The organism is Methylobacterium organophilum (genome assembly GCF_022179465.1).
Classification (GTDB): Bacteria; Pseudomonadota; Alphaproteobacteria; order Rhizobiales; family Beijerinckiaceae; genus Methylobacterium; species Methylobacterium organophilum.
In genome coordinates this window covers 37,187-58,645 of the sequence record NZ_BPQV01000011.1, presented here as the reverse complement: position 1 = coordinate 58,645, position 21,459 = coordinate 37,187, and the positions used below count along the sequence as shown (strand labels likewise).

Genomic DNA, 21,459 nt, shown 5'->3' with positions numbered 1-21,459 from the left:
TGGCGCGCTGCGACCGGTCGCGGGAGCGCGCGGGGGGCGTTAGAGGACGGACGCTTCGTCCTTCAGCTTCGCGACGAGCTCGGCGACGGAGCCGACCTTCACGCCGGCGGAGCGGCCCGGGGGCTCGGCGGTCTTGAGCACCTTGAGCTTCGGGGTCACGTCGACGCCCAGCGCTTCGGGCGCCAGCTCCTCGAGGGGCTTCTTCTTCGCCTTCATGATGTTGGGCAGGGAGGCGTAGCGCGGCTCGTTGAGGCGCAGGTCCGTGGTGACGATCGCCGGCAGCTTGAGGGTGACCGTCTGCAGGCCGCCATCGACCTCGCGGGTCACGTCGAGGCTGCCATCGGCGGTCTCGATCTTGTAGGCGAAGGTGCCCTGTGGCCAGCCGAGCAGGGCGGCGAGCATCTGGCCGGTCTGGTTGGAATCGTCGTCGATCGCCTGCTTGCCGAGGATGACGAGCTGCGGGCTTTCCTTCTCGACCACGGCCTTGAGGAGCTTGGCCACCGCCAGCGGCTCGCAGGTGACGTCGGTCTTCACCAGGATCGCCCGATCGGCGCCCATGGCCAGCGCCGTGCGCAGCGTCTCCTGGGCCTGCTGCGGGCCGATGGAGACGGCGACGATCTCGGTGACCGTGCCCTTCTCCTTCAGGCGGATCGCCTCCTCGACGGCGATCTCGTCGAAGGGGTTCATCGACATCTTGACGTTGGCGAGTTCGACGCCCGATCCGTCCGCCTTCACGCGGATCTTGACGTTGTAGTCGACAACCCGCTTCACGGGCACCAGAACCTTCATGACGGTCGCTTCCTCCGCGCCGCGAGGGCGGACCGCGCCCTGCATCGGGCGGCCCTTCGATCAGCGGCGATCAAACTTCGGTGTTCAAGGCGGCGGGACCGTAGCGACGCGATTTCCCGCTTGTCAACGCAGCGTTGGACCGAGAGGGCAGCCCCTGTGCGGAGGGCGGAATTGCATTCGTTATCCGCTTCGCAGACTTGGAACTTTTCCGGATCCAGGCCCGGCCGCGCGAGGTCGCGTCAGCGGTTCTTGCCGGGCACCCAGAGCACGTCGTCGGCGCCGTTGCCGTTGGCGACTCGCCCCGCCACGAACAGGAAATCCGAGAGCCGGTTGAGGTATTGCAGGGCTTCCGGCGAGATCTTTTCGGACTCGATCGCGCTCAGCGACACGACGAGGCGCTCGGCCCGCCGGCAGACCGTACGGGCGAGGTGCAGGGCCGCCGCAGCGGGGGAGCCGCCGGGCAGCACGAAGGACTTGAGGGGGGCGAGGTCGGCGTTCAGCGCGTCGATCTCGGTCTCGAGCCGGGTCACCTGCGAGGGGACGATGCGCAGGGGCTCGTAGCCGAGGGGCTCCTCGCTCGGCGGCGTGGCGAGATCGGCGCCGAGATCGAACAGATCGTTCTGGATCGCGGCGAGCAGGGCGTCGAGCTTCGGCTCCGCATGCAGGCGGGCCAGCCCGATGCAGGCATTGGTCTCGTCGACCGTGCCGTAGGCCTCGACCCGCAGGTCGTCCTTGGAGCGCCGCTCCCCGTTGGCGAGGCCGGTCGTGCCCTTGTCGCCGGTGCGCGTGTAGATGCGGTTCAGCTTGACCAAGGCGGTGCCTCCCTGCGGCTTTTGCGAAGCAGGCATGAAAAAGCCCGCGGGGCGCTGATCTCACGCGCTCCGCAGGCCTTCAAGCGGTGAAACTGCCTTCGATCAGAAGGTGTAGCCGATCTTGCCGCCGAAATTGGTCAGGCCACGGTTGTTCACGCACAGGCCGGCATTCGACATGTGCTCGACGGTGGCCATGATGCTCCAGTGCTCGGTGAGGCGGAAGCCGAGGGCGGCCGCCTCGCGGAACAGGGGCGAGCAGCCGAGCGCGTTCAGCGTCAGGTTCTCGAGGGTCTTGGGCCCGGTATGCCCATTATGGGCGGCGCCGCCGAAGAAGCCTTCGATGAAGACGCGGCGGTCGAAGGTCTCGGGGAAGAGGTCGGCGGTCCAGGTCGCGCCGATATAGGCGTAGCTGGTGCGGCCGCCGAAATTGTAGCTGCCGCCGACGGTCGCGCGCGGCACGAAGGCTTGCCAGAACGGGTCGAGGCTCACCACTGGCTTGTTGAACAGGATTTCGCCGTTGATGTTCTGGGTGTCGCGCTCGGCGCTGCCCGGGTCCTGGACGGCGCCGCCGATGCGGATCTCGGAGACGATGCTGTAGGGCTGAACGGGGGCCACGTAGGGCACCGGAGCCGGGGCGCGGCTGCCGAGATCGGCGGCCTGGAGGGCCGTGGTGGAGGACAGGGCGAGAACGCCGGCCAGGATCTTTGCGCGCTTCTTGTTCATCTCGACCGATCCGGTTGATCCGGCAGTGGACTACCACGGCTTGCAACCGCCGGCCCGGGGATTCATCCCGGGCGGAACTGATGGTCGCCTAGTGCTGCCGCCAAGCCACACTTCACGGCTTCGTGACGAAATCTTGGGGCCGCCCCGCATGGCCCCGAAGCGTTTTTCGATTTCTCGCGCGCCACTTTGCGCCCATTGGCAGGGAGGGGCGAGAGAGGAGGGCGCACGGGGCTCAAGGCATGTGGGCCGCTACCGACCGAGCGCGGCCCGGATCAGGGCCTTGCCCTCGGCGCTTGCCCAGTCCGCCGGTCCCTTGATCACGCCGAGGGTGCAGCCGCGCGGATCGATCAGCAAAGTCGTGGGCAGGCCGGTGGAGCCGACTGCCGACTGGACCACCGGGAGCACCCGGCCCTTGGGATCGCCGTGATAGGCGAGAGTCGCGATGCCGTTCGCCTTGAGCCAAGCCGGCGGCTTGTCGAGGTTGCGCGTCTCGACATTGATCGTCAGCACCTCGAAATCCGACCCGCCGAGTTCGGCCTGGAGCCGGTCGAGGGCCGGCATCTCCGCCTTGCAGGGGGCGCACCAGGTCGCCCACAGATTCACGAGCCGCGTGCGCCCGTTCGAGGCGGCGAGGTCCGTCTCTTGGCCGTCCGGCCCGTCGAAGGCGATCGCCGGGGCCGGTTTCGGGCGCGTGGAGGCCTGGAAGGCGGCGAGTTCGCCACGGGCGAGGGGGTCGAGCCGTGCCGCGACGGGGGCGGCCTCCGCGCAGGGGGCGGCCGCCCCGAGGCCGGCGAGGTTGCCGAGGCCGGAACCGCTCCCGTATAGGGCGACCCCGACGATCGCGACGGCGGCGAGGGCGCCGCCTGCGGCGAGAATCGTGCGGGTGGCCATCAGCGCGCGTGCCCCCGCGGGGGCGGCGAGGGCCTCGATCCGGGCCGCGACGGGAAGGTGAGAGCAGACATGAGCAATCGGATGTGGGGCGGCCGCTTCGCCAGCGGCCCCGCCGAGATCATGGAAGAGATCAACGCGTCGATCGGCTTCGACAAGCGCCTCGCGCCCCAGGACATCCGCGGCTCGCTGGCGCATGTCGCGATGCTGGGACGCCAGGGCATCTTGCCGGCTGCCGATGTGGCAGCGATCGAGGAAGGCCTCAAGAGCGTCCAGGCGGAGATCGAGTCCGGCACCTTCGTGTTCAAGCGCGAGCTCGAGGACATCCACATGTCCGTCGAGAGCCGGCTCACCGAGATCGTCGGTCCGGCGGCCGGGCGGCTCCATACCGCCCGCTCCCGCAACGACCAGGTCGCCACCGACATGAAGCTGTGGGTGCGCGACACCCTGGACGGCCTCGACGAGCAGGTCGCCGATTTGCAGAAGGCCTTGGCCGAGACCGCCGTGAAGCACGCCGCCACGGTGATGCCGGGCTTCACCCATCTGCAATCGGCCCAGCCGGTCACCTTCGGCCACCATTGCCTCGCCTATGTCGAGATGCTGGCCCGGGACCGCGGCCGCTTCCGCGACGCCCGCACCCGGCTCAACGAATGTCCGCTCGGCGCCGCTGCGCTCGCCGGCACCTCCTTCCCGATCGATCGCAACGCTACCGCCACGGCTCTGGGCTTCGACCGGCCGACCGCCAATTCCCTCGATTCGGTGGCCGACCGCGACTTCGCCCTGGAGGCGCTCTCCGCCGCCTCGATCTGCGCCGTGCATCTCTCGCGCTTCGCGGAGGAACTGGTGGTGTGGACCTCGGCGCAGTTCGGCTTCGTGAAGCTGTCCGACCGCTTCACCACCGGCTCCTCGATCATGCCGCAGAAGCGGAACCCGGACGCGGCGGAGCTGGTCCGCGCCAAGGCGGGCCGCATCATCGGCGCGCTCACCGGCCTGCTCATCGTGATGAAGGGGCTGCCGCTCGCCTATTCGAAGGACATGCAGGAGGACAAGGAAGGCACCTTCGACGCGCTCCAGGCCCTCTCGCTCTGCCTCGCCGCCATGACCGGCATGGTGCGCGACCTCGAGCCGGTGTCCGAGGTGCTGAAGAAGGCCGCAGGCTCCGGCTATGCCACCGCCACGGACCTGGCCGACTGGCTCGTGCGCGAGCTCGGCATGCCCTTCCGCGAGGCGCATCACGTCACCGGCCGCCTCGTCGGCGCGGCCTCGGCCCGTGGGATCGGGCTGGAGGAGCTGTCGCTCGAGGAGATGCAGGCGGTCGAGTCGCGCATCACGGACGCGATCTACGCCGTGCTTGGGGTCGAGAACTCGGTGGCGAGCCGCGTCAGCTACGGCGGCACGGCGCCGGAGAACGTGCGCGCCCAGGCCGAAGCCTGGCTCGTCAAGCTCGCGCCTGTGGAGAAGTAGGCGCGCGCCGGGGTGGGAACGCACTGCACCATGCGGCGTTCATGATCCAGCTAGGTGAGCTTGGCTATCGGATGGCCCGAACTACGGAGACCCGTCGATGACCGTTGAGAGCTGGATCACGCCCGAGGAAACCCCCTCCCTGGCGCAGGAGGCCACCGAGGTGATCAACACGCGTCTCGCCCGTTTCACCGATGCGGAGCGGGCGGCCTTCTGGGCCTCGATCCGCAAGGCCTACAACACCCCCTACAACGATCCGGCTCCCCGGGAGCGCCCGAAGCCCGTGAAGCCCGCCGAGGCGCCGCCGCCGAGCGTCTCGCTTCCGGAGAAGGACCTGCCGGAGGTTCCGCTCGCCGCGATCCCCGCTGCCGCCGTTCTGGCGGAGATGCACGCGGTCTGAGCCGTTCCCTCTCTCTGAGGGGGGCAATCGTCAAAAATGCAACCGATCGGGTCGGTTGCGGTCCCGGCCGCCCCCGATCGGTCGCAATCTTTGCCATATCTGCGGGGATCCGCTCGTCACGAGACAGCCAGAGGATCCCCTTGACGCTTCGTGCCTCCCGTCGCGCGGCTGCCGCGCTTGTTGTGTATGGTTTCCTGCCGCTTGGCGGCCTGGGGCTGACCGTTTCGGTCCAGGGCCTTAAGGCGCAGGAGCTGGCCCAGGCCCCCGAGGCGGAGCCGGCCTCGCCTTCGAAGCGGCGCGGCCGCCGGGCCAAGAAGGAGACGGCGCCGGCGACGCCGCCGGGCATGCAGCAGGCGATGCCGCTCGCGACCTTCGGCGACTGGAACGTGTTCACCAGCCTCCAGGGCAAGGACAAGCTCTGCTACGCCATCGCCCAGCCCTCGACGCGGGTGCCCAAGACCCTGAAGCGCGACACCGGCTTCCTGTTTGTGACGATGCACAAGGGCGTCAACGCGCAGGGCGAGATCGCGGTGATGTTCGGCTTCAAGCCGAAGCCGGCGGCGAGCCAGCTCAAGGCCGGCGCGGCCGCCGCCCCGAGCGACCCCTACCTGACGGTCGGTACGACCCGTTACGGCCTCGTCGTCAAGGACGAGAACGCCTGGGTGCAGAACCAGGCGGAGGAGGCCAAGATCGTCACCGATCTGGGCCGGGCGCAGGTCGCCAATGTCCGCACCACCTCCGCCCGCGGCAATCCGACCAACGACGAATATGCCCTCGGCGGCTTCGCGGAGGCCCTGAAGCGCGCCCGCGACGAGTGCAAGTGACCCCCGCGGCGCATGAAAAAACCCGGCGCCGCCGAGGCGCCGGGCTGTCTCCCGCTCCGGTCTGAAGGCTCAGGCGGCGCGCAGGCGGGCGCGGGGCGCGCGGCTGCGCTCGCGGGCGGCGCGGGCGGCCTGCTCGACGCTGCGGAACAGGGCGCCGTCGAGCCCGTCGAAGCTGCGCTCCGAGGAATAGAAGCGCACGCCGCCATTCTCGGGCACGGCGATGCCGGCGGTGATCTCGCCGATCTCGATCACCCGCGGCGGGCGGGTGGCATAGAGGGGATCGAAGGTCGGGGTCGGCTCTGCGGCCTGGCTGCGGGGCATGGTGAAGAACTCCTGCGGACGCATCGGTCCGGTTGTCGATGTGATGGGGGAAGCAGGGCCCGGGTTCGACCGGGCAGCATCAGGGTCGACAACAGCGCATGCGCAGGAGCGGCAGGGCGATCGAAAGGTGCCTTGAAGAAAAACTGTCACTGGAATGGGTCAAAGTTAGTCCTCCTGCCGATGAAGGACCACGATGCACAGAGGCCTCGTGATGCTTTAGCGTTTGATGACGCGGCGCAATCTATGCATTTCAAATCACCGCGGCGCAGCGCCTGCTGCACGGTCATAAGGTGCGCTTTCAGCAACGGAAAATCAACGGAACGATCTTCCTAACTTCTCCGGCAAAAGGAAATCCTTCGGACGTCGACGGTCGAGATTCAGGATCATCTTCCGACCGTGACGGTTCGGGCGGGCGCGAGCAGGGCCGCCAGCGCCGGATGATCCGCCACGACCGGATCGGCCCCGGCCTGCGAGAGGGCGGCGCCGCCGCGGTCGTGGCCCCAATGGCCGCCCCCCGTGAAGCCGATCACCCGCATCCCGGCGGCGCGGGCGGCCTGGACGCCGGGCACGCTGTCCTCGACCACGAGGCAGGCCTCCGGGGCGGCCCCCATCCGGCCGGCGGCGTGCAGGAACAGGTCCGGGAAGGGCTTTCCGCGGGCGACCTCCGTCGAGGAGAAGATGCGCCCCTCGAAGAAGGGCAGCAGGCCGGTGAGCCCGAGGCTGTGCCGCAGGCGCACGGGGTCGCTGCTGGAGGCGACGCAGAACGGCAGAGGGAGGTCGCGCAGGAGCGCCGCGACGCCGGCCACCGCGGAGAGCTCCGCATCGAAGGCCCGCAGCGTCTCCGCCTTCACCCGCTCCACGAAGCCCTCGGGGGCGGACAGGCCGTCCTCGGCCCGCACGCGCTCCATGATCGAGCGCATCGAGGTGCCGGCGAAGCGCTCGCGGACCTGGTCGATGTCGGTGGCGAGGCCGATCCCGTTGAGAGCCCGCGTGAGCGTCGCCAGGCTGATCGGCTCGCTGTCGACGAGGACGCCGTCGCAATCGAACACCACCAGGGCCGGCCCGCCCCGCCGCGCTCCCTCGTTTCCGTGCATGCCGAGCCCCGCCGCGATGGGCCGCCTCGTGGCACGGGGCCGGGCGGCTAGGCAATGGTCAGGGTGTCTCACCCGCCTGTGCCGAAGCGGCTTTCCCTTCCGGGGCGAGCGCACTAGACCCTGGGACGCCACCGACGCCTTGCCAGAAGCCCCGCCAGGAAGGGACCAGGCCCGATACCATGCTCCGGTCGTTGATCCACTTCCTCGGGCTGCCCTTCCTCGCCCGGGCGCTGGGTTACCTGTCGCTGGCCGGGGGCTTCGTGCTGGCCTGCTACGACGGCAGCCGCTCCATCGCCAACAACACGATCCGTGTCACCTCGGTGAGCGACCTGCTGATCGCGCTCGCCAAGGACAAATCCGCCCTGCTGCAGCAGGCGGTGGAGGGGGCGGCCCCGCTCGTCTGGAAGATCCTGGTGCTGCCGCTCACCCTCGCGCCGGCCGCCGCCGTGGCCCTGGCCCTGGGCGCCTTCCTACTCTGGCTCGGCCAGCCCGCCCGCGAGCCGATCGGCTTCCTGACCCGGCCCTGAGCCGCCCGCGAACGCCGTCTCAGATCCCCCAATACGGGGCGGCGTTGTAATAGCGGTGGACGTGCTCCTCCCATTGCCGCTCGTCGGCCGGGTCGCCGCCCTCCGGCGAGCGGATCGGCGCGCTGTGCAGCTGCTCCTCGCTGATGTCGACGAGATAGGCTTCGGAGGACAGGTCGTAGCGCAGCATGCCCCAGGGCAGGGTGTAGTAATCCTCGCCGAGCCCGAGGAAGCCGCCGAAGCTCATCACCGCATAGGCGACGCGGCCGGAGAGCTTGTCGAGCATCAGCCGCTCGATCCGGCCGACCTTGCTGCCGTCGGGCCGGCGCACCTCCGCGCCGACGACGCGGTCGCTGGCGATCAGGCGGTTCTGCGGGGCGGGTTCCGGGGCCTGCGGTTCCATGGCTCTCTCGCTATTCAGGGAGGCTCTGCCTTAAAACCTTCCAAGCCCTGCGCCAGTTTCCGGCGACCCGCTCAGCCTGCGAGACGAACTTCCCACGATGCCGCATCCCGCCCGACCGGCTCTCCTCGCCCTCGCCCTGCTCGCGGCCGCCTCCGGGGGCGCGGCCGCCCAGGACAAGGGCAGCCTCCATCCGAAACCGCTGCCGCCGCTCGCCAATCCCGACGATCCTTCGACCCCGGCCAAGGCCCTGTTCGGCCGGGTGACCGGGCCCACGGGGGGCACGCCCCAATCCTTCGGTTCCTATGCCAAGGGCTGCTTCGCCGGCGGGGAGGCCCTGCCGATGGACGGGGCGACCTGGCAGGTGATGCGCCCCTCGCGCAACCGCATGTGGGGGATGCCCCATCTCGTGAACTTCATCGAGCGGCTCGCCGCCCGGGCGCCGGAGGCCGGCTGGCCCGGCCTGCTCGTCGGCGACATGTCGCAGCCCCGCGGCGGCCCCATGCTCACCGGGCACGCCTCGCACCAGCTCGGCCTCGACGTGGACGTGTGGCTGACGCCGATGCCCGACCGCCGCTTGAGCCGGGCGGAGCGGGAGGAGACCTCGGCGACCAACGTGGTCCGGGCCGACCGCCTCGACATCGATCCCGATGTCTGGACGCCGCAGCACACGGCGCTGATCCGCATGACCGCCCGCCAGCCGGAGGTGGCGCGCATCTTCGTCAACCCGGCGATCAAGAAGGCGCTCTGCCGGGAGGCGGGGGGCGACCGGGCCTGGCTCAACAAGGTGCGCCCGATGTACGGGCACAACTACCATTACCATATCCGGCTGAGCTGCCCGCGGGGCGAGGAATCCTGCGACGACCAGGCCCCGCCGCCCCCCGGCGACGGCTGCGGCGCCGAGCTCGCCTACTGGTTCAGCCCCGCGGTGATGAACCCGCCCAAGCCCAAAACCCCGCCCAAGCCCCGCCCCCCGATGACGATGGCCGCGCTTCCCGATGCCTGCCGGGCCGTGCTGCACGCGCGGTGAGGATCGTCGGCACCCGGGGAAGTCCGGTGCCGGGTCATCAGCGAAGCCTGGGCGGTTCCGATCGCGGCGTTGGCGAAGCCTTCCCGGCTGGACCTGGGCCATGCGGCTCGCCCGAGACGGGATGGAGGCTCGCCGTCTTTCCGTGGGCAAACGGATACGAAGAAGCGCGCTGAAGCGAAATCATGGCGGAAGGCCCGACCCGGCCGGACCGGGCCCCGCGCCATCGCTCACTTCTCGTGATGCCCCGCCGAGATCCGGTCGGTCAGGGCCATGAGGAGACCGGAGACCACGAAGACCATGTGGATGCCGACATACCAGGCGAGGTCGCGGTCGGAGTTGTTGGTGACGTCCATGAAGGCCTTGAGCAGCTGGATCGCCGAGATCGCGACGATCGAGGAGATCAGCTTCAGCTTGAGGCCGGTGAAGTCGATCGTCCCCATCCATTCGGGCCAGTCCTTATGGTCCGTATGGTCGAACTTGGAGACGAAGTTCTCGTAGCCCGAGAACATCACGATGATGAGCAGCGAGGCGGTGAACGAAAGGTCCACCAGCGTCAGCACGCTCAGGATGGTCTGCGACTCGTTCCACTCCCAGGCGTGCAGCAGGAAGTGGCCGATCTCCTGGATCAGCTTCACCAGGAGCACGAACAGGCCGACCGTCAGCGCCGCGTAGAAGGGCGCCAGCAGCCAGCGGCAGGCGAACAGGAACCGCTCGAAGATGCGCTCGATCATTTTTTTGTGATCCCCCGCGTCGGACGCGGGGGATGTGGCAGACGGTTCGCCCGCCCGCAAGACGGCGAAGCTTGGAACCGCCTATTCCGCGGCCGCGACTCCCGAGCCGACGGGGCAGGACACGCCGGTGCCGCCGAGGCCGCAATAGCCGCCGGGATTCTTGGCGAGATATTGCTGGTGATACCCCTCCGCGAAGTAGAACCGGTCGAGCGGCGCGATCTCCGTGGTGATCGGCCCGTAGCCCTTCGCGGCGAGCGCCGTCGCATAGGCGTCGCGCACCCGCCGCGCGGTCGCAGCCTGGGCTTCGTCGGCGGTGTAGATGCCGGAGCGGTACTGGGTGCCCACGTCGTTGCCCTGGCGGTAGCCCTGGGTCGGGTCGTGGCTCTCGAAGAAGGTCTTGAGCACGGATTCGAGGGGCAGCACAGCGGGATCGAAGGCGACGAGGACCGCCTCCGTATGACCCGTCAGGCCCGAGCAGGCCTCCTCGTAGGTCGGGTTGGGCGTGGTGCCCCCGGCATAGCCCACCGCGGTAACGTAGACGCCCGCGGGCAATTGCCAGAACTTGCGCTCGGCGCCCCAGAAGCAGCCGAGCCCGAGCACGATCGTCTCGATGCCCTCGGGGTAGGGGCCCTTCAGCGGGTTGCCGTTGACGAAATGCCGCTCGCTGGTGGGGATCGGCTGCGGCCGGCCCGGAAGCGTCTCGGCCGGGCTCGGCATCTCGGGGCGTTTGCGGAACAGCAGCATGGCGGCGTCCTTCCTGCGTCGTTGGAGGGCGTGGGGGCGGGCTCCCGCCTATATGGGGTCGCGCCTGCCCGCCCGCGATGCGGCACGGGGACGAGCCTTGCCGCATGACGCACTTCAGCAAAATCGTAACTCGCCGGACATAGGGTGGATTCCTGCCGCGAGCGGCTTGCCGAGCGCGTCTCCGGCCGCTTGCCCGGTGCGCCCCGCGCGGCGGGGGAGGACGGACAGCGGACGGGAGTCGTGGCAAGGGTGAGTGGCGCGCCGTGCGAGTGAGACTTCGGTACGACGGCCGCCGCCCCCGCCGCTGGCATGCGCAGCTCGTCGCACGTCTCGCCGCCATGCCCGGCCTGCGGGTGGAGATCGATCCGCGCCCCTCCGCCGAGGACTGGCCCGGCAATGCCGACCTGCTGTTCCGCCTGGAAGCGCTGCTCAACGGGATCCCCGCCGACGGCCCCGCCGCGCGTCTCGATCCGGCCGTCGCCACGCCATGGCCCCGGGCCGGGGCCGAAGCGCCGGACGTGATCCTCGACCTGTGCGGGGACGTGCCGGACGAGGCCGCGCCGGCCGTGTGGCGCCTCGCCTTCGACGGGATGCCCGGCGAGATCGGGCTGCTGGCGAGCCTCCTCGACAATCGCGTGCCGGTGGTGGCCCTGTTCGAGGGGGAGCGCCCGCGCTGCGCCGGCCGGCTCGGGACGGAGGTGCGCGGCCTGATCCTCACCGCCTTCGAGGACGGGCTCGCCCGCACCGTCACCCTGATCCAGGCGGCGGTGGCGGGCCATGGACCGACCCTCGACGCCCGGCCGCCGCCCCCGCCGCCGATCCACCTCACCCGGCTCGACCTCGCCCGCCGGGGCGGGCGGATGCTCGCCCGGGGCCTCGCGCGGCGGCTCTATCATCTCTGCTACCGGGCGCCGCATTGGCGCGTGGGCTGGCGCCGCCTCCGGGACGGCCCGGACCTGATCGACCTGCGCCGGCATCCCGGGACCGGCTGGACCGACCTGCCGGATGACGGGCTGCGCTTCTACGCCGATCCCTTCGCCGTGGCGCAGGGGGACGGCTGCGTCCTGTTCGTCGAGGATTACATCCACGCGACCGGGAAGGCGGTGATCTCCGCCCTGCGCTTCGGCCCGGAGGGGCCGGTCGGGCGGCCGGAGCCGGTGCTGGAGGAGCCCCACCACCTCTCCTATCCCTTCGTCTTCGCGCGGGAGGGCGCCCACTGGATGGTGCCGGAGAGCTGCGCCAACGGCACCATCGACCTCTACCGGGCGACGGCCTTCCCCGGCGGCTGGGTCAAGCAGGGCACGCTGGTGGAGGGCGTGGCGGCGAGCGACGCGACCCTGCTGGAGCATGGGGGCCGCTGGTGGCTCTTCGCCACCGTCCGGCACGCCCCCGCCACCGCGCCCGCGGGGCACGGCTCCTACTCGGACACGCTGCATCTCTGGACCGCCCCGGATTTCCGCGGGCCGTGGACGCCGCATCCGAAGAACCCGGTGCTCATCGACATCGCCTCCGCCCGCCCGGCCGGGCCGATCGTGTCCCGCGGCGGCAAGCTGATCCGCCCGATCCAGGACTGCACCTTCGGCTACGGCAACGCCCTGGCGCTGGCGCGGATCGACCGGCTCGACCTGGAGGGGTTCAGCCAGACGGTGGAGACCCGGATCGCCGCGGGGCCGCTCTGGGCGGGCACCCGCCTCCACACCCTGAGCGCGGCCGGCGGCTACGAGTTCATCGACGGCTCGGCCCGCGTTCCCCGCCTGCCGCTGCTGCGCGCGCGCGCCTGACCGGGAGGGGAGCGCCTCAGGCGCCGCGCTCGGCGGAAGCCTGCATCCGGTCCTGGTTCTCCTTCTCCTCCACCTCCGGCGCGACCTGCCCGTAATTCAGCACGGAGACGAGGGTCACGCCGCCGAAGACGTTGCCCAGCAGCGTCGGCAGGAAGAACCTCCAGGCATAGTCTCCGAAGCCTGCCTCGCCGGTCAGGACGAGGTAGAAGGCGTCCACGGAGCCGGCGACGATGTGGGCGAGGCCGCACATCGAGACGAGCCAGGTCATCAGCAGGATCACGAAGGGGCTCGCCGAGCCGGTGGCGGGCAGGATCCAGACCATCAGCGCGATCAGCCAGCCGGCGAACACGGCCTTGATCAGGGTCGTGACGAAGGACGACTCGACCACGTGGCGGCTCAATTCGGAGAAGGCCTCGCGCACCTCCGGCTTGAACGCGTCGGTATGGGCGAGCACGGAGGCGATGACGAAGGTCGCGACGATGTTCGTCGCCAGCACGATGGCCCAGAGCCGCCCCACCCGGGCGAGGTTGCCGAGGCTGCGCTCGTTCAGGAGCGGCAGGATCGGGGTGACGGTGTTCTCGGTGAAGAGCTGCTGGCGCCCCAGCACCACGATCAGGAAGCCGATCGAGTAGCCGAAGCTGGAGACCAGCTCGGCCCAGGGCGATTCCGGCAGATGCGCCTTGAGCACGCCGGGCACGATCAGCGAGAAGCCCATCGTGAGCCCGGCGGCGAAGCCGGAGAGGGACAGGGCCAGCGCCGTGCGCCGAAGTTCCTCCTCGCCCTCGCGCCGGATGATCTCGTGCAGGATCAGGGCATCGGGACGGTGGGCGCCGGCGACCTCCTCCTCCTGGTGCTGACGCTTGTCGGCGGCGCGGGCGCGTTCCTCGTCGTCCATGGTTCTCTCTCGGGGGGGGGGGAGGCGTGCCCCTCAACGCGACAAAGGACCCGTCCGCTCCGAGAGGGAAGAATTTTCGCCTAACTCATCGCGTCAGCCCGGCCAGCATCGCCTCGACCGCCGTGGCGGCGGCCTCGACCGCGGCGGCATCGCGCCCGCGCACCACGATGCGGTTCAGGAAGCCCTGCGGCGTCATCGAGGGATAGGAGCCGATCGAGACGCTGGCATGGGCCTTGGCGATCAGCGCCAGGGCCCCGGCGAAGGTGCCCTCTGGGGTGTTGGCGGCCTCGAGGGTCCGCGAGATCACCGGCGCGTTCGAGGTCAGCGTCGGGACGATCTCGTCGAGCATGGCGTTCATGATCTGCGGCACGCCGGCCATGACGAAGACGTTGCCGATGCGGAAGCCCGGCGCCTTCGAGATCGGGTTGGCGATGAGGTCGGCCCCGAAGGGGATGCGGGCCATGCGCAGGCGCGCCTCGTTGAGGTCCTCCGGCTTGATTCGCTCCAGCAGCATGGCCCGGGCGCGCTCGTCGACATCGATCCCGACCCCGAAGGCGGCGGCGACGCTGTCGGCGGTGATGTCGTCGTGGGTCGGGCCGATGCCGCCGGTGGTGAACAGGTAGGTGTAGCGCGCGCGCAGGGCGTTCACCGCGGCGACGATCTCCGCCTGCTCGTCGGGGACGATGCGCACCTCGCGCAGGTCGATGCCCGTTTCGGTCAGGCGGTCGGCGATGGCGCCGATGTTCTTGTCCTTGGTGCGCCCGGACAGGATCTCGTCGCCGATGACGAGGATGGCGGCGGTAACGAGGGTGTCGGGCATCGGGGCTCTTGAGGTGGAGGACGATCGCCGCAGAAGCTAGCGGAAATGCCGGCCGCCACCAGCCTTTGCCGGTGCGCAACGGGGTGCCGACGCCCTCGATCCCGACAGGCCGGTCTTCCTCCACGCGACGGCGGCGGCCACCGACATGGCGCGCCGCCACGGTCGGGCCCCGCCGCCCTGCGCAGCGATGGCCCGTGTGCCACCACCCTGTTTGATGGAGCGACCAACGGTGCCTGCTTCCGGGCCTACGTCACCGACATGCTCGTGCCCGTGCTCAGACCCGGCGACACCGTCACCCTCGACAACCGGCAGGCTCATAGGGTGGCCGGTGCGCGCGGGGCCATTGCGGCCAAGCTACTCTACCTGCCGCCTACAGCCCGGACTTCACCACGTCGAGATGAATATTATTCTGTGCTAGGGCAAATATCCGTTGCGATTGGTTTCGCGGAAATAAAACGTCCAAAGAGATTCTTTTGATCCACTTCCTTCGAGATTTTCGCCTCACTCTGCCTCTGGATCAGTTCGCTTCTGATGGTCTGTTTCGAATCATCGTCGTCGAACGATATTGGCAGAATCCGAGCGAAGGAGGGGGCTGGGCTGAAAGCTGCCATGCTGACTGCGGCAGCAAGAACGGTGAGCTTCATGTCGGCTCCATCGTCATGTCATTAATTGGTAAAATTTGAACCAATCCTGCTTTGCGGCCGTGCCAGCGCATCTGGCGAGGGGCCTGATGATTGAATATCTCGCCTTGTCCGATTCTCGGCGTGTGTAAAGACACTTTGTTGGATGCTCTTTCTCGTCGGGTGAGCACGTCGCGCAGCACCGCTGGCCTGAGCCTCGGTCGATGGTCGCCTCGTTGTTGAGTCGATGACGCAGGCTGACGCATCTTGGTGGGAAATTGTGTCTTTCGGCACGTCCACAAAGCACCTAAGGGCGTATACGGATTTTGCCGGATATCAGCGGCTTTCTCTCAAGCAATTACCCTAGATTACGAGGATAAAGCGAATGATCGTCTTCTCCGTTGTGACCCTGCTTGGCACATCGTCCTTTTTGGTCCCGGCGCTCGCCTTCTGGGTGTAGCTTTCTGGCGCCAAGAACGGCCGACATGATAAGCGAAGCGTATGCGCGACCCGTGGCGGCTACCCATGGCCGCCACTAGTCAGTCATCCCTTGTAACTTGATCCCGTCCGCATCGCGTATGCTCCTCGGCGCGCTGATCGGATGCCGCTCTAGTCGTTTTCAGGCTTGATGCATAGTCTTTTGGGCACATTCCAAATTGTCTCTTAAATATGCGTGAAAAATGAGATGGCTCATTGAAGCCCCACCGCAAGGCTATATCGAATACATTGGCATTTTTATAATATGTCAAATCGCGCGCGCATCGATCCAGGCGCATTTTACGAATGGTCTCGCTGATTGAGCTAGGATCATCAGCAAAAATCATGTAAAGGTGTCGTCGAGATATCTTGAATTTAGCCGAAATTTTATCCGGTGACAGCGATGGATCTGCCAGATTGTCGCTGATAAAGCGCTCGATCGAGCGTCTCACTGCCAAGCGAGACTGTGTACAATCTCGATTCTCAAATTCTAGAGCAGAGCCTAACGCGGCAGCTATGACTGCAATCAATGATTGATTCAAATTGTCTTGGACGTCTAGACTAGAGTTTTCTTCAATAATGTCTAACGACCGCATGAACTGCGCCGCAATCAATCCTGCCCCTGATGCTCCTGATATGCAGCGGGCTGTTGAGTGACGGAGGTTGGCTAACCTCGGAGAGAGTTGATGGCGGGGGATGCGAAACGACCGGATTCTCCACTGATCCCGCATATCCAGAAAATATGGTCTTGTGGTGTCAACGATGGCGAAATTACCAGATCGAACCTCGCATACTTTTCCATCCTGTTCGACAATACAACAGCCATCTATCTGAAAATTTACAAAATAATACTCACACGGATCTCTGCGGATCTCTTTCATTCCTCGATTAACGAACTGAGCATCCGACATGATGTCGTTATGCAGCGTGTCCCTCAATACCCGAGAGCTGACCATTCCGCGAAAGCCAGCCTCATTGGTCTTGCGCACTGGGTCGAGGGCAACGAAGGCTTCACAGAGAACCTCTCGCCAGAAGCCAAATTGATGATGTAGGGGCTCACCCTGAGTTGTCCATGTCTTCATCGCACACTTTCAAGTAGTAATAAAGACGTTTAATCATTGTGTCTTTTTCAGCAACGATCGTGCCAATGTGGTTTCGGCTGCTTTGAGGCGGTTTATCTGCACATATCGGCAACGACATTTGCACGAATGTGCAAGACGCCGCGTTCGTCAGGCGCCTAGCTTTCTCGAGCGGGCGGATATCCCGCCTCTCAGGGAGGTGAACGGTGGCCATCGATTTCACACTCAGCGATACGCAGAAGGCGCTTCAAAGCGGAGCACGTACATTCGGCGCGGACGTTCTGCGCCGCGTCGGGCCCACCATTGCAAAGATTGCCGAGCCTGATCGCCGTTTTTACGCAATCCGCCCGTTCTATGAGGCAATGGTTGAGGCAGGATTTGTCAAAGCACTATTGCCGGAGGAGTTTGGAGGCACCAATGTCAGCACACTCGATTTCGCAATCGCCGCCGAGGAATTAGCGGCCGTCGACATCAACACACCCACGGCACTCCTTGGCACCGGCCTCGGGCTTCAGCCTCTCTTGCGGTTCGGAACACCGGAACAGAAGCAGCGCTTCCTCCCCGACTTCGCGGAAGACGGCTCCCGTCTCGCCGCGCTTGCCTTCACCGAGGTTACGGGGGGCTCCAACTACAACTGCCCCGATCCATCAGCTGGCGTGCAGACTTTCGCGCACCGCGATGGAGATTCATGGGTCATTACCGGCAAGAAGCATTACACCACCAACGGGTCGGGCTGGGATGGTTCTGGTGCCCATCTCTATAGCGTGGTCTGTCGCACCGACCCGACGCTTCCTCCCAATGAGTCGCTCGCCGTCATTCTCGTGCCGGGTGATGCTCCGGGGATCGAGGTGGCGGGGATCCTTGATACGATGGGACACCGCGCGACCAACTCGCCGCGAATGCACTTCAATGGTGTGCGCGTGCCGGCCAGCAACATCATCGGAAAGCCCGGCGAGGGAGCCAAGATCGTCGAGACGGCCTTTTCTTGGACAGCAGCTTTGATTGGCTCCGCCTGCGTTGGCGTCATGCGGACCGCCTTCGACGTTGCGCTGCAATTCGCCAAGACGGACAAACGCTCAGGCAGCGTGCCGGTGATCGAATACCAAAATGTTGGCTACATGTTGGCCGACATAAAAATGAAAATTGAAGCGGCGCGCTACCTGACTTGGAAAGCCTGCCACCAATTCGATCATTCTGGCACAAAAAGTCAAGAACTTGCAATTATAACAAAGGTGTATGCCTCAGAGCTTTGCGTTCAGGCAGTATATGACGCGATGCGACTTGTCGGCATAGATAGTTATACTGACATGTTTCCTCTCGCGGGTCTTCTGCAAGACGCGATTTGCTTCCCGCTATACGATGGCGGGAACATGGGAGTCCGTCGCCGGCAGCTCCATACACTCTTCCGCAGCAGCGGTTACGACCCGATGGAGTCGGCTGAAGCACGAGGCTGATATCCTAGCACGTCGCAGGGTCAGCATCCCTCTGTCGCTAGCGTTGCTTCAATAAGATTCGAGTGGTTATCCGCTCGATAGCGACTGAATAAATTCCCATTCTATCACAATACTACAAAATGCCGCCTCCTTGGGAGGCGGACTCGCTCGATAAGCAGATGCTTCGAGAATCTTAAGCGATAGCGCTTGCGATTTGTCGACAATCTTCGGGGGTATAAATGAGATACGCTATCAAAAAACTGCTGACCTGTGGGCTATTGTTGTCTGCAGTTCATTTAACGACGCCGGCCAAAGCCGTCGATCTCAACTCTATGGATTATATCCCCGCCCCTGATGGAACTTCCATAGCGGCGTTTTATACGACTTTCACACAACGAAGCACGTACCAAGCCATCGGCGGGCAGGAGATCAAGAACGGAACAAGCCTAGACTCATCTGTTGAAATATTTCGATTTGTTCACTATATGGATATTGGGGGAGTGACAATTGCTCCGCAAGTGCTTATCCCCGTCGGTAGTCTTTTTGATGCCAAAATCGGCGGCCAGCCAATTCGGTCAACATGGGGGGTTGCCGATCTGATCTTTGCAGCCCCTGTCTGGCTCGTAAACAACCAGCAAGCTGGAACAGCCTTTGCCATAACCCCCTATCTATTCGCCCCGGTGGGCAATTACGATTTTGGCAGGGTGCTTAATATGGGCGAAAACCGCTGGAAGTTTGATCTCCAGGCGGGCCTTCAACAGCAATTTTTGAAAGATTTCAATTGGCAGCTTGCTGGCGATGTAATGTGGTATGGCACCAATTCAGACGCACTCACGCGCGGCATTGGCAGGCTTACCCAAAGTCAAAGCTACCAATTTCAGACTTGGATTTCTTATTCTCCACCAAGCGATCAGACTTGGCGATTTGCAATTGGTTACTCGAAATTGATGGGCGGAGCCCAAAGGCTCGACGGAATTCTGAATGGTTCGGCAACTCGTGCCGATCAAATTCGCTTCGAAGTCTCGAAATTTGTAGCGCCTGATTGGCAGATTTTGGGAATGGTACAGCATGACATCGCGGCGAGCGGAGGCTTTAAGGAAGATTTTCGCGGAACAATCCGTATTCTGAAATTGTTTTAATCAGTATAGGGGCCCGCCAAATGGGGGATGTTTTGGACCAGATTAATTGACCGTTTCGCCGGGGCTTTGGAAGATGAAGACCAGGGCGTTTCTGCAAAGTCATATGAGCCAGAGCATGGTCATGCCAAGCGTGACCATGGCGAGGTAGTTGGCCGCCCGCTTCTCGTAGCGTGTGGCGATGCGGCGATACTGCTCGAGCCGGCCGATCAGCCGCTCGAGCTCGCTGCGCTCGCGGTAGGCGGCTTTGTCGAAGTCGGGTTGACGCGGCTGGTCGTTGCATATCGGTATCACCGGCTCGATCCGACGTTTTCCGAGGCGGCGACGGGCCGGCGGACTGGAATAGCCCCGATCACCTGCCGTCCGTCGCGGCCGCAGGTGCGGGGCACCGCACCCCGGTCCATCAGAGCATCCAGCGCAAACGGCGCGTGGCGCTCGCCCGCCGTCAGCACCGCCGTCATCGGCTTGCCCCCGGCTTCGGCGCGCAGATGCAGCTTGGTCGAGAACCCGCCTTGGCTGTGCCCGAGCGTCTCGCCCACGCCCTCGACCGTTGCCTTACCCCCTGATGGCGCCGGACCGGCGTTTCCCGATGGCGTACTGATGGGCGCGCACCATCGTGGCGTCCACAATGCAGGTCCCCGTCGAGATCCCCACGTGCATCCGCCTGCGCCTGCAGCCCCCGGTCGATCAAACCGGCCTTGCGCCAGCGGTAGAAGCGGCTCGACACCTCGGAGCAGCGCCGCGCAGACCGGCCCGCCTTCCTGTTGCGCTACAACTGGCACCGCCCACACGGTGGCATCAACAGCACAACACCCATCAGCCGCCTCGGTCCAAGCGAGGACAACCTGTTGACCATCCACAGCTAGGCGCGGCAAAGCCAAGGTATCCCGATGCGTTTCCCCGAAGCCCTGACCGAGGGCCGCCTCGTCCAGCGCTACAAGCGCTTCCTCGCCGATGTCGAACTCGCCGATGGCAGCCTGATCACGGCCCATTGCGCCAATCCCGGCGCGATGCTCGGGCTCAACGCGCCGGGCAGCCGGGTCCTGCTCTCCCGCTCCACCAACCCGGCCCGCAAGCTCGCCCATTCCTGGGAGCTGGTGGAGGCGGACCTGCCGGGCGGCCCGCAATGGGTCGGCATCAACACGAGCCGCCCGAATGCCCTGGTGGCGGAAGCCTTTCGCGAGGGTCGGCTCGCGCCGCTCGCGGGCTATGTGGGCTTCCGCCCCGAGGTCGCCTACGGCAAGGCCAGCCGGGTCGACTTCCTGGCCACGGGGGAGGGGCGACCGCCCTGCCATGTCGAGGTGAAGAACTGCCACCTGATGCGCCGGGCCGGCCTCGCGGAGTTCCCGGATTGCAAGGCGGCGCGGAGCGCCCGGCACATGGCCGAGCTCGCCGATGTGGTGGCCCAGGGCGGCCGGGCCCTGTTGATCGTCGTCGTGCAGATGCGGGCCGAGGCCTTCGACGTCGCCCGCGACATCGACCCGGCCTTCGACAAGGCCTTCCGTGCCGCCCGCGCGGCGGGTGTCGAGGCCCATGCCTATGTCTGCGCGGTCGGGCCGGAGGGCGTCGCGATCGCGGAGGAGATCCCGATCGTCAGCCCTGACTGACGCGCTCGAAGACGAGGTTGAGCCGGGTCTGGGCGATGCGCCGGTAGCCGTAGCTCTCCAGCAGCTTCGGCAGGTCGAGCTGCCACTGGTCGGTGCCGTTCTCCACCACGATCAGGTTCGGGTGCAGGCTGCCCGGCGCCTCGCGCAGGAACGGCTCCAGGATCAGGTCCTCCGCCCCCTCCACGTCGAGCTTGATCGCGTCGATGTGGGTGATGTCCTCGCTCTGGCACAGGCCGAGCAGGGTCATGGCCGGCACGCGGATCTCCGCGCCCTGGTTGGTGCCGACGATCTTCACGCTCGATTCGCCGCGGTTGCGCGGATCGATGAACAGGGTCAGCTCGCCGGCCTTGTCGGCGATGGCGCAGGCGACCGCCTTGATCGTGCCGAAGGGGTTCTGGCCGATATTGTAGATCAGCTTGTCGAACACGTCGGGCTGCGGCTCGACGGCGAGGATGCGGGCCTTCCGCCCGGCAAAGGCCGCCACGAACAGGGCGTAGGCCCCGATATTGGCCCCGATATCGAGGAACACCGCATTCTCGGGCAGGCGGGCCTTGAGCAGCGCCCGCTCCTCCGGGTCGAAGAATTGCGGCGTGAACAGCACCTTCTTCTCGCAATTGTTGTTGTAGGGGTGCAGCCGCATCCGGGCGCCGTAGCGCTCCACGTCGAGGGGCTTGCCCCGCAGCATCGAGATCGCGATGCGGCGCAGGAGCATGGCGGTGCGGCGCCCGCGCCAGCTTTGGGGGGAGAGGGTCTGCGTATGCGCGGCGATGCGCGCGACGAGGCCGGTGGGAGCGTAGGTGCCGTAGGGCTGGAGGTCTGTCATCGCGGCCGCGTGATGCCAGCGCGCGGGCGGCCCCGCAAGCATTTCGC

At 66.2% G+C, this 21,459-nt stretch carries 23 protein-coding genes and 3 pseudogenes; 12 read left to right on the top strand and 14 right to left on the bottom strand.

The annotated features are described in order from the left end of the window. Positions 1-39: 39 nt before the first annotated feature. From MFF21_RS17625 to tlpA, 4 genes are all read right to left on the bottom strand, one after another. A complete protein-coding gene (locus tag MFF21_RS17625) occupies positions 40-789 on the bottom strand; it encodes an electron transfer flavoprotein subunit beta/FixA family protein (protein ID WP_238312599.1) in 750 nt (249 codons plus the stop codon). Positions 790-1,028: 239 nt separating this feature from the next. Continuing rightward, positions 1,029-1,601, bottom strand: coding sequence for a cob(I)yrinic acid a,c-diamide adenosyltransferase (locus tag MFF21_RS17620; protein WP_238312598.1), 573 nt, complete (start codon positions 1,599-1,601; stop codon positions 1,029-1,031). A gap of 102 nt (positions 1,602-1,703) precedes the next feature. After that, a complete protein-coding gene (locus MFF21_RS17615) occupies positions 1,704-2,324 on the bottom strand; it encodes an acyloxyacyl hydrolase (RefSeq protein WP_238312597.1) in 621 nt (206 codons plus the stop codon). A gap of 249 nt (positions 2,325-2,573) precedes the next feature. After that, positions 2,574-3,215, bottom strand: a complete 642-nt coding sequence (gene tlpA / locus MFF21_RS17610; protein WP_238312596.1) for a thiol:disulfide interchange protein TlpA — start codon at positions 3,213-3,215, stop codon at positions 2,574-2,576. A 69-nt stretch (positions 3,216-3,284) separates the two neighbouring features. On the opposite strand from tlpA, the gene argH reads away from it, so the two are divergent. From argH to MFF21_RS17595, 3 genes are all read left to right on the top strand, one after another. Further along, positions 3,285-4,676 carry an argininosuccinate lyase gene (argH, locus tag MFF21_RS17605; protein WP_238312595.1) on the top strand — a complete coding sequence of 464 codons (1,392 nt, stop codon included), beginning with the start codon at positions 3,285-3,287 and terminating at the stop codon, positions 4,674-4,676. A gap of 97 nt (positions 4,677-4,773) precedes the next feature. Beyond that, on the top strand, positions 4,774-5,073 hold the full coding sequence (locus MFF21_RS17600) for a hypothetical protein (RefSeq protein WP_238312594.1): 300 nt from the start codon (positions 4,774-4,776) through the stop codon (positions 5,071-5,073). A 134-nt stretch (positions 5,074-5,207) separates the two neighbouring features. Then, entirely contained in the window at positions 5,208-5,897 is a 690-nt protein-coding gene (locus MFF21_RS17595) for an invasion associated locus B family protein (protein WP_373325048.1), read from the top strand. Between the two features lie 69 nt (positions 5,898-5,966). On the opposite strand, the gene MFF21_RS17590 is transcribed toward MFF21_RS17595, so the two are convergent. Beyond that, on the bottom strand, positions 5,967-6,218 hold the full coding sequence (locus MFF21_RS17590; protein WP_238312592.1) for a hypothetical protein: 252 nt from the start codon (positions 6,216-6,218) through the stop codon (positions 5,967-5,969). 383 nt (positions 6,219-6,601) lie between these two features. Beyond that, positions 6,602-7,312, bottom strand: a complete 711-nt coding sequence (locus MFF21_RS17585; protein WP_238312591.1) for an HAD family hydrolase — start codon at positions 7,310-7,312, stop codon at positions 6,602-6,604. 179 nt (positions 7,313-7,491) lie between these two features. On the opposite strand from MFF21_RS17585, the gene MFF21_RS17580 reads away from it, so the two are divergent. Then, positions 7,492-7,839, top strand: a complete 348-nt coding sequence (locus tag MFF21_RS17580; RefSeq protein ID WP_238312590.1) for a PetM family of cytochrome b6f complex subunit 7 — start codon at positions 7,492-7,494, stop codon at positions 7,837-7,839. 19 nt (positions 7,840-7,858) lie between these two features. Here the strand turns inward: MFF21_RS17580 and MFF21_RS17575 are convergent, their stop codons facing one another. Continuing rightward, on the bottom strand, positions 7,859-8,239 hold the full coding sequence (locus MFF21_RS17575; RefSeq protein WP_238312589.1) for a PRC-barrel domain-containing protein: 381 nt from the start codon (positions 8,237-8,239) through the stop codon (positions 7,859-7,861). Positions 8,240-8,336: 97 nt separating this feature from the next. Here MFF21_RS17575 and mepA point away from each other — a divergent pair, with 97 nt between their 5' ends. Next, positions 8,337-9,266, top strand: a complete 930-nt coding sequence (mepA, locus tag MFF21_RS17570) for a penicillin-insensitive murein endopeptidase (protein WP_238312588.1) — start codon at positions 8,337-8,339, stop codon at positions 9,264-9,266. Between the two features lie 227 nt (positions 9,267-9,493). On the opposite strand, the gene MFF21_RS17565 is transcribed toward mepA, so the two are convergent. Further along, positions 9,494-9,997 (bottom strand): TIGR00645 family protein, encoded by a 504-nt coding sequence (locus tag MFF21_RS17565; RefSeq protein WP_238312587.1) that lies wholly within the window; start codon positions 9,995-9,997, stop codon positions 9,494-9,496. 81 nt (positions 9,998-10,078) lie between these two features. Next, complete coding sequence (msrA, locus tag MFF21_RS17560) at positions 10,079-10,741, bottom strand: peptide-methionine (S)-S-oxide reductase MsrA (protein WP_238312586.1); 663 nt, start codon at positions 10,739-10,741, stop codon at positions 10,079-10,081. 269 nt (positions 10,742-11,010) lie between these two features. Between msrA and MFF21_RS17555 the strand changes: the two genes are divergently transcribed. Then, positions 11,011-12,522 (top strand): glucosamine inositolphosphorylceramide transferase family protein, encoded by a 1,512-nt coding sequence (locus MFF21_RS17555; protein WP_308445689.1) that lies wholly within the window; start codon positions 11,011-11,013, stop codon positions 12,520-12,522. A 16-nt stretch (positions 12,523-12,538) separates the two neighbouring features. Here the strand turns inward: MFF21_RS17555 and MFF21_RS17550 are convergent, their stop codons facing one another. Together MFF21_RS17550 and MFF21_RS17545 are read right to left on the bottom strand one after the other, a co-directional pair. Continuing rightward, positions 12,539-13,417 (bottom strand): formate/nitrite transporter family protein, encoded by an 879-nt coding sequence (locus tag MFF21_RS17550; protein ID WP_238312584.1) that lies wholly within the window; start codon positions 13,415-13,417, stop codon positions 12,539-12,541. A gap of 85 nt (positions 13,418-13,502) precedes the next feature. Continuing rightward, on the bottom strand, positions 13,503-14,237 hold the full coding sequence (locus MFF21_RS17545) for a competence/damage-inducible protein A (RefSeq protein ID WP_238312583.1): 735 nt from the start codon (positions 14,235-14,237) through the stop codon (positions 13,503-13,505). Between the two features lie 94 nt (positions 14,238-14,331). On the opposite strand from MFF21_RS17545, the pseudogene MFF21_RS17540 reads away from it, so the two are divergent. After that, positions 14,332-14,609 (top strand): annotated as a pseudogene (locus tag MFF21_RS17540) (IS630 family transposase); the annotation flags it as partial. 101 nt (positions 14,610-14,710) lie between these two features. Then, positions 14,711-14,920 carry a hypothetical protein gene (locus MFF21_RS17535; protein WP_238312582.1) on the top strand — a complete coding sequence of 70 codons (210 nt, stop codon included), beginning with the start codon at positions 14,711-14,713 and terminating at the stop codon, positions 14,918-14,920. A gap of 476 nt (positions 14,921-15,396) precedes the next feature. On the opposite strand, the gene MFF21_RS17530 is transcribed toward MFF21_RS17535, so the two are convergent. Continuing rightward, positions 15,397-16,416, bottom strand: coding sequence for a helix-turn-helix domain-containing protein (locus tag MFF21_RS17530; RefSeq protein ID WP_238312581.1), 1,020 nt, complete (start codon positions 16,414-16,416; stop codon positions 15,397-15,399). A gap of 203 nt (positions 16,417-16,619) precedes the next feature. On the opposite strand from MFF21_RS17530, the gene MFF21_RS17525 reads away from it, so the two are divergent. Beyond that, the gene (locus tag MFF21_RS17525; protein ID WP_238312580.1) at positions 16,620-17,867 is read left to right on the top strand and encodes an acyl-CoA dehydrogenase family protein; all 1,248 of its coding nucleotides are present in this window, start codon (positions 16,620-16,622) and stop codon (positions 17,865-17,867) included. 218 nt (positions 17,868-18,085) lie between these two features. Next, positions 18,086-18,985, top strand: a complete 900-nt coding sequence (locus MFF21_RS17520; protein ID WP_238312579.1) for a transporter — start codon at positions 18,086-18,088, stop codon at positions 18,983-18,985. A 99-nt stretch (positions 18,986-19,084) separates the two neighbouring features. Here MFF21_RS17520 and MFF21_RS17515 read toward each other — a convergent pair. After that, positions 19,085-19,709: pseudogene (locus MFF21_RS17515) on the bottom strand (IS5 family transposase); the annotation flags it as partial. On the opposite strand from MFF21_RS17515, the pseudogene MFF21_RS17510 reads away from it, so the two are divergent. Together MFF21_RS17510 and sfsA are read left to right on the top strand one after the other, a co-directional pair. Further along, positions 19,705-19,848: pseudogene (locus tag MFF21_RS17510) on the top strand (IS481 family transposase); the annotation flags it as partial. The pseudogenes MFF21_RS17515 and MFF21_RS17510 sit on opposite strands and share 5 nt — an antisense overlap. A gap of 24 nt (positions 19,849-19,872) precedes the next feature. Then, positions 19,873-20,589, top strand: a complete 717-nt coding sequence (gene sfsA, locus MFF21_RS17505) for a DNA/RNA nuclease SfsA (RefSeq protein WP_238312578.1) — start codon at positions 19,873-19,875, stop codon at positions 20,587-20,589. Here the strand turns inward: sfsA and MFF21_RS17500 are convergent. Next, on the bottom strand, positions 20,576-21,412 hold the full coding sequence (locus MFF21_RS17500) for an FkbM family methyltransferase (protein ID WP_238312577.1): 837 nt from the start codon (positions 21,410-21,412) through the stop codon (positions 20,576-20,578). The genes sfsA and MFF21_RS17500 overlap by 14 nt on opposite strands. Positions 21,413-21,459: the final 47 nt, after the last annotated feature.

Bases quoted from the DNA above. Each gene is read 5' to 3' on its own strand.
- MFF21_RS17530 (WP_238312581.1), bottom strand. From the start codon at position 16,416: ATGAAGACATGGACAACTCAGGGTGAGCCCCTACATCATCAATTTGGC.
- MFF21_RS17615 (WP_238312597.1), bottom strand. From the start codon at position 2,324: ATGAACAAGAAGCGCGCAAAGATCCTGGCCGGCGTTCTCGCCCTGTCC.
- msrA (WP_238312586.1), bottom strand. From the start codon at position 10,741: ATGCTGCTGTTCCGCAAACGCCCCGAGATGCCGAGCCCGGCCGAGACG.
- sfsA (WP_238312578.1), top strand. From the start codon at position 19,873: ATGCGTTTCCCCGAAGCCCTGACCGAGGGCCGCCTCGTCCAGCGCTAC.
- mepA (WP_238312588.1), top strand. From the start codon at position 8,337: ATGCCGCATCCCGCCCGACCGGCTCTCCTCGCCCTCGCCCTGCTCGCG.
- MFF21_RS17500 (WP_238312577.1), bottom strand. From the start codon at position 21,412: ATGACAGACCTCCAGCCCTACGGCACCTACGCTCCCACCGGCCTCGTC.
- MFF21_RS17580 (WP_238312590.1), top strand. From the start codon at position 7,492: ATGCTCCGGTCGTTGATCCACTTCCTCGGGCTGCCCTTCCTCGCCCGG.
- tlpA (WP_238312596.1), bottom strand. From the start codon at position 3,215: ATGGCCACCCGCACGATTCTCGCCGCAGGCGGCGCCCTCGCCGCCGTC.
- MFF21_RS17545 (WP_238312583.1), bottom strand. From the start codon at position 14,237: ATGCCCGACACCCTCGTTACCGCCGCCATCCTCGTCATCGGCGACGAG.
- MFF21_RS17600 (WP_238312594.1), top strand. From the start codon at position 4,774: ATGACCGTTGAGAGCTGGATCACGCCCGAGGAAACCCCCTCCCTGGCG.
- MFF21_RS17590 (WP_238312592.1), bottom strand. From the start codon at position 6,218: ATGCCCCGCAGCCAGGCCGCAGAGCCGACCCCGACCTTCGATCCCCTC.
- argH (WP_238312595.1), top strand. From the start codon at position 3,285: ATGAGCAATCGGATGTGGGGCGGCCGCTTCGCCAGCGGCCCCGCCGAG.
- MFF21_RS17550 (WP_238312584.1), bottom strand. From the start codon at position 13,417: ATGGACGACGAGGAACGCGCCCGCGCCGCCGACAAGCGTCAGCACCAG.
- MFF21_RS17575 (WP_238312589.1), bottom strand. From the start codon at position 8,239: ATGGAACCGCAGGCCCCGGAACCCGCCCCGCAGAACCGCCTGATCGCC.
- MFF21_RS17625 (WP_238312599.1), bottom strand. From the start codon at position 789: ATGAAGGTTCTGGTGCCCGTGAAGCGGGTTGTCGACTACAACGTCAAG.
- MFF21_RS17520 (WP_238312579.1), top strand. From the start codon at position 18,086: ATGAGATACGCTATCAAAAAACTGCTGACCTGTGGGCTATTGTTGTCT.
- MFF21_RS17585 (WP_238312591.1), bottom strand. From the start codon at position 7,312: ATGCACGGAAACGAGGGAGCGCGGCGGGGCGGGCCGGCCCTGGTGGTG.
- MFF21_RS17565 (WP_238312587.1), bottom strand. From the start codon at position 9,997: ATGATCGAGCGCATCTTCGAGCGGTTCCTGTTCGCCTGCCGCTGGCTG.